Source organism: Tolypothrix bouteillei VB521301 (genome assembly GCF_000760695.4).
GTDB lineage: Bacteria > Cyanobacteriota > Cyanobacteriia > Cyanobacteriales > Nostocaceae > Scytonema > Scytonema bouteillei_A.
Genome location: NZ_JHEG04000001.1, coordinates 6,925,700 through 6,940,316 on the forward strand (window position 1 = coordinate 6,925,700; position 14,617 = coordinate 6,940,316).

The window sequence follows — 14,617 nt, forward strand, 5'->3', positions numbered from 1 at the left end:
GTACAAGATTCTTTGTTTGGGTGCTCATTGTGATGATATTGAAATTGGCTGTGGGGGTACAATCTTAAAGCTGATCGAAAAATATCAAAATATTATCCTTTACTGGGTCGTTTTCAGTTCTAATGAGCAAAGAGAAAAGGAAGCACGTGACAGCGCTAATACTTTTTTAAAAGAAGTACAGACTAAAAAAGTACTCGTAAAAAATTTTCGAGACGGATTTCTTCCTTTTCATGGCTTAGATGTGAAAGAGTGCTTTGAGCAGTTAAAGAAAGAGTTTTCACCAGATATAATTTTTACTCACTACCGCGACGATCGCCATCAAGATCATCGCTTAATTTCCGAGCTAACTTGGAATACCTTTAGAAATCACTTAATTTTAGAATATGAAATTCCAAAATATGATGGCGATTTAGGTATTCCCAATTTCTTTGTTCATTTAGATGAAGCATTGTGTTGCCGTAAAATTCAGTATATTCAAGATGCATTTATCTCACAAAAGAATAAACAATGGTTTACGGAAGAAACTTTTCGTTCAATTTTAAGGATTCGAGGGATTGAGTCTAATTCTCCGAGTCAATACGCAGAAGGATTTTACTGTAGAAAAATCTTTTTTTAAAAAAGGTTTTACATCATTAGGAAATTGACCTATGCCTGAAGCTGAGCTATCAAAAACGATAACATTTTCCTATGACGAATCTGATGATAACAGCATGGGAAATGAACTTTATCAATTCATCTGTAAGCTTTATCCAATTTGTCGCAGCATTACAGGAAATGGTACTCGCAAAACTCTGCAACTCCTTCAAGAAGATATTCCTTTAAAAATCCATGAAATTCCAACAGGGACTCAGGTTTTTGATTGGACTGTTCCTAAAGAATGGAATATCAAAGATGCTTATATTAAAAATTCCAAAGGCGAAAAAATTTTAGAATTTGCTAACTCAAACCTGCATATTCTTAATTACAGTATTCCAATTCACAAGAAAGTAAATCTTCAAGAATTAACAGATCATTTGTTTACAATTCCAGAACACCCTACTTGGATTCCATATCGGACTTCATACTATAAGGAAACCTGGGGATTTTGCTTAACTCACCAACAATACTTGGAACTTCAAGATGACGAATATGAGGTTTTTATTGATTCTTCCCTTGAACCCGGTTATCTGACTTATGGTGAATACTTTATTCCTGGAGAAAGCTCAGATGAAGTGTTAATCTCTTGCCATATCTGTCATCCTTCACTTTGTAACGATAATTTATCTGGAATAGCGATCGCAGTTTCTTTAGCAAAACACATTAACCAAGTTACGCCATACTATTCTTACAGATTTCTTTTCATTCCGGGAACTATTGGTTCAATTACCTGGCTAGCTTTAAATGAGATAAATGTATCCAAAATCAAACACGGTTTAGTTTTGACATGTTTGGGTGATGCAGGAAAATTTACTTACAAAAAAAGCCGCCGAGGCGATACTGAAATCGATAAAATTGTAACTTATATTCTTAATAACACAACAAAAGATTCTAAAGTTATAGATTTCTTTCCTTATGGGTATGATGAGCGACAATACTGCTCTCCAGGATTTAATTTAGCTGTTGGTTGCTTAATGAGATCGCCACACGGCAGTTTTCCTGAATATCACACATCAGCAGATAATTTGGATTTTATACAACCCCAATACCTTGCTGATTCATTATCTAAATGTATATCAATATTATCTATCCTCGACAATAATAAGATTTATCTCAATCAAAATCCTAAATGCGAACCACAAATGGGTAAAAGAGGTTTATACAAAGCAGTCGGAGGTTATAAAAATGATGAGCTAAATCAAATGGCACTTTTATGGGTTTTGAATTTGTCTGATGGACATCATACACTATTGGATATTGCTCAAAAATCCGGAATAACATTTGATGAAATCAAGTATGCTGCTGATGCATTGCTGAAACACGATTTGTTAAAAATTCTTTGAGCTTTTGAACACAACTTGAGTACAATAGGTGGTAAAATCATGGAACGCAAACAAGTTATATTTAAACGGATAGTTTCACCAGATGGTAAAACTATTGTTGACCTAAGAAGTATTGCCAAGACATCTGGCGATGGTCAAAATGAAATTCATCAAAATTGGTCAGTCGAGGATAATCAAATTCAGGCTAGTCAAAATATTTCCGTTAATATTTCATCTAGCGGTCACTCTGCAAAATCTTCACAGGCTGCTTCTATTTCTATCAACAAGCATCAATAACAAAAACATGGATACTCTGTATCATTCACATGGTTTTTGAATCTTAATAAGTTCAAACTGAAAACAAGACACCAAGCCTTAATAGCTATCTTTCTCACCGACAAGCCAGTTAATAAAAACTCAAGAGTTCAGACACAAATTGAACTCTTGAGTATATTTCAATCAACTTTGTTTTACACCTTACATTTTCACTATGATTATTTCTGATTTAAGTCATCTGGAAACCACTTTTGAAGACGCTGCAATTATAGGTGGTAGTAATGGAATCTTATTCGTTGTTGGAGAAACAGCTTATGATAAGTTAAAAATCCTTAGCGCAACTGGCACAATCTCTATTAAAGAGTTACTTAAAAATGGTGTTATAGCTAAAGGTAAAGGTTTTGTTATAGCACTAGGCTCCGATCTAATTGATGCTACAGCTACAGTGAGTGTTTCTGGAGATGCTGAAGGTACAAAAACTGTAATCAAGGCTGAGGGTTATTCTGCTGATAACAGTACTAGTGCGATCTCCATCAGTCAGATTACTGTAAAACCCATTACTCTCGCTTCTCCAAGCTAAAAACACAATTTCGGCTTAATTGAATCACCCAGGATAGACACATGGAAGACAACAAAATATCTAACCATCAAATGGAAATTAATGACCTAATCGATCTTGCCATTACTAATGCGGCGATCCGAAGAGGATTAGTAGAGGGAGAGGATTGTTTAGCTTTATCTGATGACGAAGCTACAAAAGTTACTGGTGGCGCGACAATTAGTACAGATGTAAAATCTATAAACACTAAGACTCCACCAACAGTAGCAGGGTTTAAACCAATTTGTCCGCCGCTTATAGTGGGACTGATTGCACAGGATTACAATAAACTTGCTTAATTTTTTGCCTTCAAGTGTTAAAGATGCTCTTTCAATGGAGGCTAAATTAATGGAAGACATTACTCCCAAGCAAACAACTCTTTGTCCTAGTGCTAGACCCGAATCCGTAAATGGTGTTGTCTTTGGCATAGTTGCTGGAACAGCGATCGCACCTCGTATAGCCTATCTCAAAAAGCCCCTGCCCGTTACAGATGAACTGATGGCAAAGGCTACTGGATCGGTTACACCCGCAGAGATTTTCCGAACTGCAGCATCCTGCGCGGAATCAGGCTGTCAGCATTTTGATGGCAAAGACTGTCGTCTATCAATGCGGATTGTCGAAAAATTGCCTGCGGTAGTAGAAGAACTACCACCCTGTTCTATCCGCCGAAATTGTCGATGGTGGCAGCAAGAAGGCAAAGCAGCTTGTATGCGATGTCCGCAAATTGTGACAGATAACTATTCTTCATCCGAACAATTACGTCAAGCAGCAAATCCTGCTACAGATCCTTCCATTAATTTTCAATCTTCATTGGAGTAAAACCTCATTCCCAGGAAAGAATCATCATGTCCCTAGAAATTTTTGAAAAAGTCAAAGACTTTCTTGTCAAACTAGTTAAAGACGAAGCCTTCCGAACTCAACTCATGAGCGGGAAAGCGGAAGAAGTTAAAAAAGCTCTAGAAAATGGTGGCTATAACTTTTCTCAACAAGAATTTGAAACAGCCGCTATTCAAATATTAGAGTTGAAAGAATTAGGTGAGTTTCACGAACTTAGCGAAGAGGAATTAGTAGGAGCTTTTGGTGGTATTACAAGCATCAATGATAGAGTTATTCAACCATTATACGGCGTTATATATTGGCCTCCGAAAGGATGTCTAAAACCATGTATAAAACCAAAGCCAATTGACCCGCAACCGATGTACGGCATAGTTATCGATCCACCCGTACAAGCGCTATACGGAGTCGTTGCTCCATCAGAACTACAATAGCCCTAAGCTGACTTATTAGGGTTGTCATTTGTCATTGGTCAGTGGTCATTAGTTACTGGTCACTGGTGACTTATCTTTAAATTACAAACGACAAATGACAAATGACAAACGATAAATAACAAATAATTATTATGGCATATCATCGCAAAAGTTATGCAGTCTGGGAAATTACTTTAAAGTGCAATTTAGCTTGTAGCCATTGTGGTTCCCGTGCTGGAAATACTCGCTCTAAAGAACTTTCAACAGAAGAAGCTTTAGATCTTGTCAAACAAATGGCAGAAGTTGGGATTAAAGAAGTTACTCTCATCGGTGGTGAGGCATTTTTGCGTCCAGATTGGTTGGAAATTGCCAAAGCTATTAACGAGGCAGGTATGTTATGTGGTATGACTACTGGCGGTTATGGGATTTCATTAGAAACTGCACGTAAAATGAAGGCAGCGGGAATTCGCACTGTTTCCGTTTCCATTGACGGCTTAGAAGAAACTCACGATCGCCTGCGAGGAAGGAAAGGTTCTTGGAAATATGCTTTTCAAACCATGCGCCATTTACGAGAAGTTGGTATTTCCTTCGGTTGCAACACCCAAATAAACCGCTTGTCAGCGCCTGAGTTTCCTTGTATCTATGAATGCATTCGTGATGCTGGTGCTCGTGCATGGCAAATTCAACTCACCGTCCCCATGGGTAATGCAGCCGATAATGCGGACATACTCCTTCAACCCCATGAACTACTGGATATCTACCCCATGCTAGCTCGTGTCGCCCGTCGCGCCTACCAGGAAGGAGTTCAACTCCAAGCCGGAAATAATATTGGTTACTATGGTCCTTACGAACGGCTGTTACGGGGACGGGGAAACGAGCATGAATTCTCATTTTGGCAAGGTTGTGGTGCAGGGCTTTCCACTCTGGGAATTGAAGCCGACGGAGCAATCAAAGGTTGTCCCTCATTACCTACTACCGCCTACACAGGTGGTAATATTCGAGAGCATTCTTTGCATGACATTATTGAAAATTCAGCACAACTGCGTTTAAATCTGGGAGCAGGAACGCCTGAAGGCACAAAACATCTATGGGGTTTCTGTAAAACCTGCGAATATGCAGAACTTTGCCGTGGAGGTTGCAGTTGGACGGCTCATGTTTTCTTCGATCGCAGAGGTAATAATCCTTACTGTCATCATCGCGCTCTTGTTTATCAAGAACGAGGTTTGAGAGAGCGTGTTATTCCTAAAGTGAAAGCACAAGGACTACCCTTTGATAATGGTGAATTTGAGCTAATTGTGGAGCCTATAAGTACTCCTCTACCAGAAAACGATCCATTAAACTTTTGTGCTGATAATATTCAGTGGTCTGAAAGTTGGCAGAACAAACCCGAAATTTCTTACTCATTGATGGAGCAATAGCTCGTGATGGAAAATATAGAAATTCTCAAAATTCAAGAAAAAAACACCGACGTTGATTCATCTTTTGATGAATTAGAAAAAACTCCTCTGCTTCCTCGTTCAGCTTGGAACAGGCAATTAAGCCATTTAAAAGAAGTTTTTAAAGCCAAGCAAGCTTTAGATAAAATAGAACAGATTTATAAAGATTCTAAAAATCTTAAAGAGTCGAAGTATTCGTGATGAAAACTTTACCATCAATATGAAATCTTTCCTTCCCAAATGCATGGGTTTTATTCTCTATTTCCCCAGGGAAGATGGGATTAGAGGATGAGGTCAATAAAGTTTTAGCACATTTAAAGTGCTCACTTTGACTTTGCCATAATGAGGATGCTTGAAAAGTCATGATTGATGGATTAAATATTTTTTACACCACCCTAACCCAGAGCTTGCAAAAGGGAGGGAACTAAGTTTTTCTTATTTCCCCCCTTTCCTAGAGGGGACTAAGGGGGGTAATAATGTATAAAAATGGTAACTAAACACTTTTCAAATATCCTCGTTATAGCGAAATAAATTTACTAATTTTTTTAATTTAAACAATTCTAAATTTTATTGAAATTAAAGTTATTATGAATTACTATTTTAAGTAATTTCTTATAAAAGAAATACAAAATAATTATAATAAATATGTAATAATAAAAATGCCAAGATCGAGAATTTAGGAAAAGTATTTCTAGCTATGATTATCTCTGATTTAAGTCATTTAGATATTCTTTCTGAAGATGATGCAATTTTAGGAAGTGCTGGAGCTACAGTTAGCACGAATGCTACAGCTTCTGGTGACTATACCCAAACTAAGGCTGTAACTAAATCCTTTGCTCTACCGTTGGGTAATAATGGTTCTCTGGCTATCGGTATTGGTTATGCTCAAGCATCTGCAGTGGATTCACAAGATGCTAGTGCTGTGACTTCTGTTTCCGGATCTGCTAACGGAGATATCAATTTTGTTATTGGGAAAAATTATTCCACCGATAATGGTCCTAGGGCTAGAGCGGGAGGTGTTGTTCTTGCAGTAGGAATCGATATTCCTGGATAAATGCGCTTAACTAAAATCAGACTTGAGACGGGTGCATCTCGCAAATTTTCAGAGTCGCTATTTGAATGTATTGTCAATGCGATTGCTGAAGTTTTTGGACTCATAAACAAACTTTGCGATCGCACTGACTTTCATTAAAATGCTGAGGCACGAAGCCTCATCTCTTGAGTGCGGGGTGCTGACGTTAAACCTCTGCAGACACTTTTGACTCTGAAGAGGATTCTAAAGATTTTCCTTTGCGTTTACCCTTTAATACTAAGCTAACAACTGCACTTGGCGCAAGTAAAGCAAGGATACTTGAAGGTTCAGGTGCTTGCACTTTAGCCTGATTTCTCCTAATTTCCACTAGTGCTAAAACTGTGTCTTGAGTTATCTCTCGGTTTAAAGAACCTTTAACAGACGCCGTAATAAATTCATTGTTGCCTCCAAAGCTATAGTTATATTCACTTTCTGGCTCAAGGAAGGTAATATTTTCACTTTTATCCAGTGCAAGGAAATCGTCGTCTCCAAGAGTATTTAAATTTCCCACAAGGCTAAAGAAATCTAAAACACGCTCTCGCTCTGTGTCAACTAAGGCTAAAAATATATCTCCAGCTGCTCTTGCATTTTCTCCAGGAGGATTGTCTATTGATGTTTCTAGATCTAAATTAGCTGTAAAATCAAAACGAAAGGGTGTATTTGCCTCTACATTGAAGAAGCCGCGAACTATAGTTTCACTTTTTGCCAATCCCAAGTAATTTCTCGTTTCACCTAAGGCTGTACTTAAAGATGAAGTAGATGCGAAGGATGGTTCCGTCAGAAACCCTGCTTGCGCGTCAGCAAAAGCATTTACCAAACCTTGCTTTGAAACAGCCAGTGTGTCAGTGTCAGCTACACTATCAGTCAAAAAGGGTTTTTGACTGAAGTTGATATAGAGTGATTCGCCTTGAGACGTTGCAAAGGTAGCAGCATAACTAGGTGATACGGCTAATACAGAACCTGCGATCGCAGGAGTCGCAAACAGCAAAAAGTGCTTTGCTCTTTGTAAGTGTGGGTTTATAGTTCTCATCTGTATGTAATTTTGAATGGATGCAAAACTTGGCAATCTCAACCTGTAAGCCAGGAAAATACCTAGCTCACTCCGAACCTATTGCCAAACAATTTTTCTTCAAACAAAGAATGCTTGTATCAGTCTTTATGGCTAAAAGACTGTGGTAAATACTATGTACCCCTGGGAGGTCAATTTTTACTTACGTAACTATACTACTGTTCTCAAACTATGTCTCGTGTAAACTTTCCATAATATATTGTCAAATTTACACAAAAGTTTTTTTATCAAATTTTTATAAACTCATCAATTTAATACAAATTTCTGAAATATTGAGGTTGTAGCGTCGAATCTACCCCCCTTAGTCCCCTAGGGCTGTTTCATTTTCCAAAGAAAAAACCTCAAACTCTTATTTGTCCGTTCTTTACCTGGGATAGTTCACAAACTGGAAACGATGCTTTGAGGTTTTCAAGTTTTATCTACGAAGAATGAAACAGCCCTACCCTTGGAAAGGGGGAAAATTAGGATTCTCAGTTCCTTATACAAGGAGAAAATCGTCTTTTCACGTTATCTCAATAGGAATCAGCCATCCTTAATTTTCTTTACCTGTACAGAATCTCCAACAGAGGCGTTCCCTACAGTGTATACACAAGTCTATAATACCTAGCCGATATACCGAGGTTTTAGCGTTATTTTACGCAATCCTAAACCTCCCTTTTTTAACTACGGCGTACACAAAAGTCTCCTAAAATGCCTTCTGACAGTTTCGATCCCCCCCTAGCCCCCCTTAAAAAGGGGGGAAATTTCTTCAAGTCCTCCGATAAATTGGGGGGTTTTGGGGGCTCTCTAAAGATGCGTACACCACCGTAGCCCTTTTTTAAGAAGAGAAAATTTTTATACAACCACATTTTTTTTATATAATTTTTATTTTAAACTTAATATAAAGAGAATTTAAAGATTTGATGAAGATTGTTTTTTTAAAGGCAGAAACCCTTGACTAAGTACTAAGAAGTTTTACTATTAGTGAACAGTAGTTTGATACACAGACTCAAGAAATGTTGCTTCGTCATTGAAATTATCTTTCAGGGATTTCAAATTTCATCAGAGTTTGCGTATTCAAACCAATTCTTTAAGGTTGCAAACAAGAGCCACAATTTTGGTACTTAAGGGTAGGCTTTGGAACCATAAAGACTTGGTACACTACGTTTTCACATAGCTAATAATTTGCTGTAGTTATTCTTATATACAGCAATCCTATTTGATTTATAAAAAACAAGTTGAATGGCATTGCCTACTAAAAAATACGATGTGGGCATTGCATACCATACAGTACCTAAAATTGTTGATAAATAATTTAGGATTGCTATATTGATGTTTTTAGGAATATTCCCAAGTGAAATTATTCCCAACAATGGAAGAAAACCATTAGTAAAACATGAAGAATGTAGACAAGAAGATTGCAATAGATGGTCAGGTGTGCTATAAATTTTTAACACCTTTTCAGCGCAAAATTCTAATTAAGAATTTACAAACAAATTTACAGCCAGAATACCGTCGAAGGCTGGAAATTATGTTAATGGCAGACCAGGGGAAATCGCAAACTCAAATCTGCGAGATATTAGGTTGTTCAAAAGAAATGGCGCGTTACTGGAGCACTGTGGCAAAAGCGGGGCTAGCACATAAATGGCAAGAACAACCGAAAGGCAGACCCAAGACAGTTAATGACCAATACATTGAAAGATTAAAAGAATTGGTGAGATATAGCCCTCGCGAGTATGGATATGGATTTGATACGTGGACTGCTCAATGGTTAAGCAAACATCTAGCTCAAGAATTGGGCATTGAAATTAGCGATCGCCATATCAATCGCTTGCTGAAAAAAATGGGACTTTCCAAAAAACAAAAAAGCTCTTCTAACAAAGCAGTCAGAAACCAGCCTAAGGATGCAGCGATCGCGATCGATGACTTGCAATCCAACGTTGAGCCAAGTTTCCATTGGTCATTCAATTTAATTCAGCATAACTAGTACACGAAGGCAGAAGTCCGCTCGTCAGAGGAGCCACTACAGTGGACGGGTTCCACAGGCTTCAGCAAGTGGTGAGTCCAGTCCTACAGGCGGTGAGACCAGTGCTGCAGGCGGGTTTCCCGCCGTAAGCGACTGGCGTATAGCCCTGCGGGCATAGCTTCGCATCGTGGAGCGTGTGCTTGCACATAGCGTCTGTGCTCCTGAGATACGCGTAAGAGCGTGGCAGAAGGTGCCAAAGTTTTGATTGACAGCTTTTTGCTTGTTACTAATGGTTGCTTTATTTACGCCAACCTGTACTAGTCAGTGGTTAGTAGATAGTCGTAAGTCGTTAGTAGTTAACAAATAACAACTAACCGCTGACCACTCACAATTAACCATTAACAATTAACCATTAACCAATATGTTATCAGAGTTTTCTTTACAACAACTCGGTCAACAACTTATCAGTATCTTAGGTGAGAAACTTCCAGAACAAGAACTTGCTTCATACCAGACAATGGTAGAGATCGTAGAACCACCAGCAGCAAAGCAGTTTTGGCACTCAACAAATACTCATACTGGAATTTATATAGTCCTTACTGGAAAAGTAAGACTGCTAGATAGTTCTGGTAATTTAATTTCCACCCTCGAAGTCGGAGCATCATTTGGTGAAGTGACTCTTTTTCCAAACGAGAATTTCAGCCCCTATGCTGCTAGAGCTTCATATAACTTGAAGCTTTGCTATCTAAACAAACAAATCTTGCAAATTTTAATAAGTAAATATCCCAATATCCAAGCTCACTTGTTGGCTCGCGCAGAAAGTTGGGAGCGACTTCTAAATTCTTACCAACAAGAGGCGGACACATCATATCAAGATGTATCCATGACTTCTGGCTTAAAGATTGACGAGCGAAAAAGCCATGACTACACTTCTGTTCCAATAACAGAGCGAAGGAAAGTCATTCCATTTCCCTCGCAGACCATAGCACAACCAAAACAAAAAAGATCGCGTGTTTACTTTCCCAATCCCAAAGTCAGAGTAGGGCAAATATGGGGACGACTGACGCGGCGCTATCCGTTCTTTGAACAACAAAGCCTTGCAGACTGTGGTGTAGCCTGCTTGGTGATGATTGCTCGCTATTGGGGAAAGCGCCTGAGTGTCAATCGATTGCGAGAATTAGCCAATGTTAACCGTAGTGGAGCCTCTTTGCGTGCATTAGCAGCAGCAGCAGAAAGCATTGGTTTTTCTACCCGTCCTGTAAAAGCTAGTTTCGATAAATTAGCAGAACAACCCCTACCCGCGATCGTGCATTGGGAAGGCAAACATTACATTGTCGTGTATGAAATTACTTCCAAATATGTGATTGTTGGCGATCCTGCTGTTGCTCAACGGAAGCTGAGCCATGCAGAGTTCAAAAGGGGTTGGACGGGTTATGCATTGTTATTGCAACCTACAGCACGACTCAAAGAAAGCCAAGAAGCGAGTACGCCGTTTTGGCAGTTATTCGAGTTAGTCAAACCACATACGACTGTTCTAGTAGAAGTCTTCTTGGCTTCTGTGTTTATTCAGGTTTTTGGGCTGGTCACACCTTTATTTACACAGTTGTTATTAGACCGAGTGATTATCCAAGGTAGCACCATTACCTTAACTGCTATTGGTCTGGGCTTGGTGATTTTTGGTTTGTTCCGCGTTGCGATGAACGGACTACGACAATATTTGCTGGATCACACGGCAAATCGAGTAGGAGTCTCTTTGTTGGTGGGGTTTATCAAACATACCTTCCGCTTACCCTTAGCCTTTTTTGAGTCTCGTTACGTTGGTGATATTATTTCTCGCGTTCAGGAGAATCAAAAAATTCAGCGCTTTCTTACGGGAGAAGCACTGTCCATAATTCTTGATTTGCTTACAGTAGTTGTTTATATAGGATTGATGTTTTGGTATAGCTGGCAAATGGCATTGCTAGTGCTATTGGTTATACCACCCTTTTTCCTATTAGCTCTGATAACCACGCCTTTACTCCGCCGTATCAACCGTGAGGTGTTTAATGCTTTAAGCGAAGAGAACAGTTATTTGATTCAATCTCTGACGGGAATTCGTTCTATCCGGTCAATGGCAATTGAGCAAACAGTTCGCTGGCGTTGGGAAGAACTCCTAAATCAGTTGATCAAAAAAATGTTTGGCGCTCAAGTCGTTGCAAACCAACTACAAATTTTCAGTTCTACCATCGAATCTTTGGCAACGACAGGATTACTGTGGTTTGGAGCATGGTTAGTGATTCAAAACCAACTATCCATCGGGCAACTTGTTGCTTTCAATATGCTGTTGGGTAATGTCATTCATCCTTTTCAGCGTCTAACAGTTCTGTGGAATCAATTGCAAGAAATTGTTGTAGCCACCGAGCGGATTAATGATGTTCTCGATGCAGAACCAGAAGAAGATTTACTTTTATCACCCCGCCAGTCCTTACCAAGACTTTGCGGTCACATTCGCTTCGAGAATGTCACATTTCGCTACCATCCAGAAAGCGACACAAACATACTGGAAAACATTAACTTTGAAATCCAGCCCAATCAAACTGTAGCGGTTGTGGGGCGTAGCGGTTCTGGTAAAACTACGCTTTCTAAATTAATCTTGGGATTATATCCTCCCACTACAGGTAAAGTCTCGATAGATGGTCACGATGTAGCTAATATTTCTCTCAAATCGCTGCGTTCTCAAATGGGTGTTGTTGACCAAGAGACTTTCTTATTTGGCGGTACGATTCGAGAAAACATCAGCATTGCTCACCCAGAAGCCACTCTAGAAGAAATTGTTGAGGCGGCGCGTTTAGCAGGCGCAGATGAATTTATTCGACAACTACCACTTGGCTACGAAACTCAAATTGGTGAAGGTGGCGGAATGCTTTCTGGCGGTCAACGTCAGCGTTTAGCGATCGCTCGTGCATTGTTAGGTAATCCCCAGTTCCTAATTTTTGATGAAGCCACCAGTCACCTAGATGCAGAATCAGAACGTATCATTCAGAACAACTTGAAGACTATTCTCAAAGGACGTACTAGCTTGATTATTGCTCATCGCCTCTCTACCATACGCGATGCTGACTTGATTTTGGTGTTAGACCAGGGGATTTTGATCGAAAGCGGTACTCATGATGAATTAGTCGCGAAAAAAGGACATTATTACTACCTCAATCAAAAACAACTCACTCAAGCAGGTTGAGTCATTTGTCACTGGTCACCGATCGGTTTTGTTGGGTTTCGTTCCTCAAACGCCACATCGCTCAACGGGGGGAACCCTCCGCAGTTGCTTCAACGGGGGGAACCCCCGCAACGCACTGCTCTCCACACGCGAGTGGCTCCCCAACCTACGGTCACTTCCTCATTCTCTATCCCCTTCATATGGCTAATCTATCTAATAATTCATCATCAACATTCTCTCCCTCTGAGGAGCGACAAATAACTGACACAGCCCTAAATTCAGTTAAGGAAGCTCGTCCTGTAAAAGAGCATTCTAGCGATTGGTTTTACGGTACTGAGGAACTCTTAGATGCTTTACCAAAACGTTGGACGCGCTCTTTGCTGTATATGCTTGTGGTTTTTAGTGCGATCGCTTTACCTTGGGCGATGTTTTCAAAAGTCGATGAGACGGGAAGTGCTAGAGGACGTATCGAACCACTCGGCGCAGCACAAAGATTGGATACTCAAGTCAGTGGAAGTGTCACTGCGGTTAAAGTTAAAGAAGGAGAATTGGTAAAAGCGGGACAAGTTTTAGTAGAACTGGAGTCAGATGTCTTAAAAACTGATTTGCAGCAGACACGTGCAAAGCTCGAAGGACAAAAAAATCGGTTGGCGCAACAAAATTTACTCAAAAATCAACTCTTACTGGCTATTAGTGTCCAACAACAACAAAACCAATCTCAAGAATTAGAAAAGATTGCTCAACTTAATCAAGCAAAGCAAAACCTGGATGCAAAACAAAGCACTTATAACTTACTAAAATTGGAGAAACTTGCTTTGGTTGACCAAGCAAAGCAAAACCTAATTTCTACCCAGACTGTCCATAACTTAGCCACAATTCGCTGGAATCGCGATTTAAAAGAAGTCCAACGCTATCAAAAGCTGTTACAAAAGGGCGCAATTGCCGAAATCAAAATCGTGGAACTGGAAAAAGCCGCAGAAGAAAGCCAAAGGTTGCACGAGCAAACTCAATCGGATATTAAACAAGCTCGGTTGCGTCTGGCTGAGGAGCAAAACCGCTATCAGACGATTATGCGTCAAGCACAAGCAGACATTGAACAAGCAAAACTGAGACTTGTCGAACAACAAAGTAGTTATAAAAGTGTGCTTCATACTGGCAAATTGGCTTTGTTGAAAAATCAGGAACAACTCAAAGATTTGCAAACACAAATAACTAGCTTGCGTTCTGAGATTGCTCAAACAAACAGCCAGATAACATCCTTAAAGCTTCAGTTAGAGCAGCGAATTGTTAAATCTCCTGTAGATGGAGTCATTTTTGAATTACCTATTGAGAAGCCAGGAGCCGTAGTGCAACCAGGTCAGATGATAGCCCAAATAGCCCCAAAAGAATCTCCTTTTGTACTTAGAGCCTCTATACCCAGCCAAAATACTGGTTTCTTGAAAGTGGGTAATAAAGTGAAAATCAAGTTTGACGCGTATCCTTTTCAAGATTATGGAGTCGTCTCCGGACGTGTCAGTAGAATTTCACCAGACTCCAAACTTCAGGATACAAATCAAGGCAAAATGGAAACTTTTGAATTGGATATTACTCTAGATTCGTTTGATATCCAAACTGGCAATAAACGCATTCCTTTAACCCCCGGTCAGACAGCAACAGCAGAAGTCATTACTCGACAACGTCGAGTTATTGATTTCATCTTAGATCCATTTAAGAAGCTACAAAAAGGCGGGTTAGAACTTTAGCGATTGGTGAGTTGTTAATTGTTAGTGGTTAGTGGGTATTTGAACATAAAAACTGGCAACCAACCACTAACAGCGTTA

14 protein-coding genes are annotated in these 14,617 nt (G+C 39.6%); 13 read left to right on the forward strand and 1 reads right to left on the reverse strand.

Features of this window, described 5'->3' with window-relative positions; translation table 11 throughout:
* Nucleotides 1–16: 16 nt before the first annotated feature.
* The 10 genes from HC643_RS28120 to HC643_RS28165 all read left to right on the forward strand — a co-directional run bounded on the left by HC643_RS28120 (nt 17) and on the right by HC643_RS28165 (nt 6,569).
* Nucleotides 17–616 carry a PIG-L deacetylase family protein gene (locus HC643_RS28120; protein WP_237265957.1) on the forward strand — a complete coding sequence of 200 codons (600 nt, stop codon included), beginning with the start codon at nt 17–19 and terminating at the stop codon, nt 614–616.
* A 31-nt stretch (nt 617–647) separates the two neighbouring features.
* Nucleotides 648–1,979: a DUF4910 domain-containing protein gene (locus HC643_RS28125; protein WP_167844766.1), complete on the forward strand. Its 1,332-nt coding sequence runs from the start codon at nt 648–650 to the stop codon at nt 1,977–1,979.
* Between the two features lie 39 nt (nt 1,980–2,018).
* Nucleotides 2,019–2,255, forward strand: coding sequence for a hypothetical protein (locus HC643_RS28130; protein WP_038090389.1), 237 nt, complete (start codon nt 2,019–2,021; stop codon nt 2,253–2,255).
* Between the two features lie 193 nt (nt 2,256–2,448).
* The gene (locus HC643_RS28135) at nt 2,449–2,814 is read left to right on the forward strand and encodes a hypothetical protein (protein ID WP_038090386.1); all 366 of its coding nucleotides are present in this window, start codon (nt 2,449–2,451) and stop codon (nt 2,812–2,814) included.
* A gap of 41 nt (nt 2,815–2,855) precedes the next feature.
* Entirely contained in the window at nt 2,856–3,131 is a 276-nt protein-coding gene (locus HC643_RS28140) for a hypothetical protein (protein ID WP_038090383.1), read from the forward strand.
* 49 nt (nt 3,132–3,180) lie between these two features.
* On the forward strand, nt 3,181–3,651 hold the full coding sequence (locus HC643_RS28145) for a hypothetical protein (protein WP_038090488.1): 471 nt from the start codon (nt 3,181–3,183) through the stop codon (nt 3,649–3,651).
* A 26-nt stretch (nt 3,652–3,677) separates the two neighbouring features.
* Complete coding sequence (locus tag HC643_RS28150; RefSeq protein ID WP_038090381.1) at nt 3,678–4,100, forward strand: Nif11-like leader peptide family RiPP precursor; 423 nt, start codon at nt 3,678–3,680, stop codon at nt 4,098–4,100.
* Between the two features lie 131 nt (nt 4,101–4,231).
* A complete protein-coding gene (locus tag HC643_RS28155; protein WP_038090379.1) occupies nt 4,232–5,497 on the forward strand; it encodes a nif11-class peptide radical SAM maturase 3 in 1,266 nt (421 codons plus the stop codon).
* 6 nt (nt 5,498–5,503) lie between these two features.
* A complete protein-coding gene (locus HC643_RS28160; protein WP_237265958.1) occupies nt 5,504–5,716 on the forward strand; it encodes a hypothetical protein in 213 nt (70 codons plus the stop codon).
* A gap of 496 nt (nt 5,717–6,212) precedes the next feature.
* The gene (locus tag HC643_RS28165; protein WP_038090373.1) at nt 6,213–6,569 is read left to right on the forward strand and encodes a hypothetical protein; all 357 of its coding nucleotides are present in this window, start codon (nt 6,213–6,215) and stop codon (nt 6,567–6,569) included.
* Nucleotides 6,570–6,753: 184 nt separating this feature from the next.
* Here the strand turns inward: HC643_RS28165 and HC643_RS28170 are convergent, their stop codons facing one another.
* Nucleotides 6,754–7,617, reverse strand: a complete 864-nt coding sequence (locus HC643_RS28170) for a hypothetical protein (RefSeq protein ID WP_038090371.1) — start codon at nt 7,615–7,617, stop codon at nt 6,754–6,756.
* Between the two features lie 1,414 nt (nt 7,618–9,031).
* On the opposite strand from HC643_RS28170, the gene HC643_RS28175 reads away from it, so the two are divergent.
* The 3 genes from HC643_RS28175 (at nt 9,032) to HC643_RS28185 (ending at nt 14,539) form a co-directional block, all read left to right on the forward strand.
* Nucleotides 9,032–9,622 carry a helix-turn-helix domain-containing protein gene (locus tag HC643_RS28175; protein ID WP_050046781.1) on the forward strand — a complete coding sequence of 197 codons (591 nt, stop codon included), beginning with the start codon at nt 9,032–9,034 and terminating at the stop codon, nt 9,620–9,622.
* 400 nt (nt 9,623–10,022) lie between these two features.
* Nucleotides 10,023–12,818 (forward strand): peptidase domain-containing ABC transporter, encoded by a 2,796-nt coding sequence (locus HC643_RS28180; protein WP_038090359.1) that lies wholly within the window; start codon nt 10,023–10,025, stop codon nt 12,816–12,818.
* A 179-nt stretch (nt 12,819–12,997) separates the two neighbouring features.
* Nucleotides 12,998–14,539, forward strand: a complete 1,542-nt coding sequence (locus HC643_RS28185; RefSeq protein ID WP_038090357.1) for a beta-barrel domain-containing protein — start codon at nt 12,998–13,000, stop codon at nt 14,537–14,539.
* The last annotated feature ends 78 nt before the right edge of the window (nt 14,540–14,617 follow it).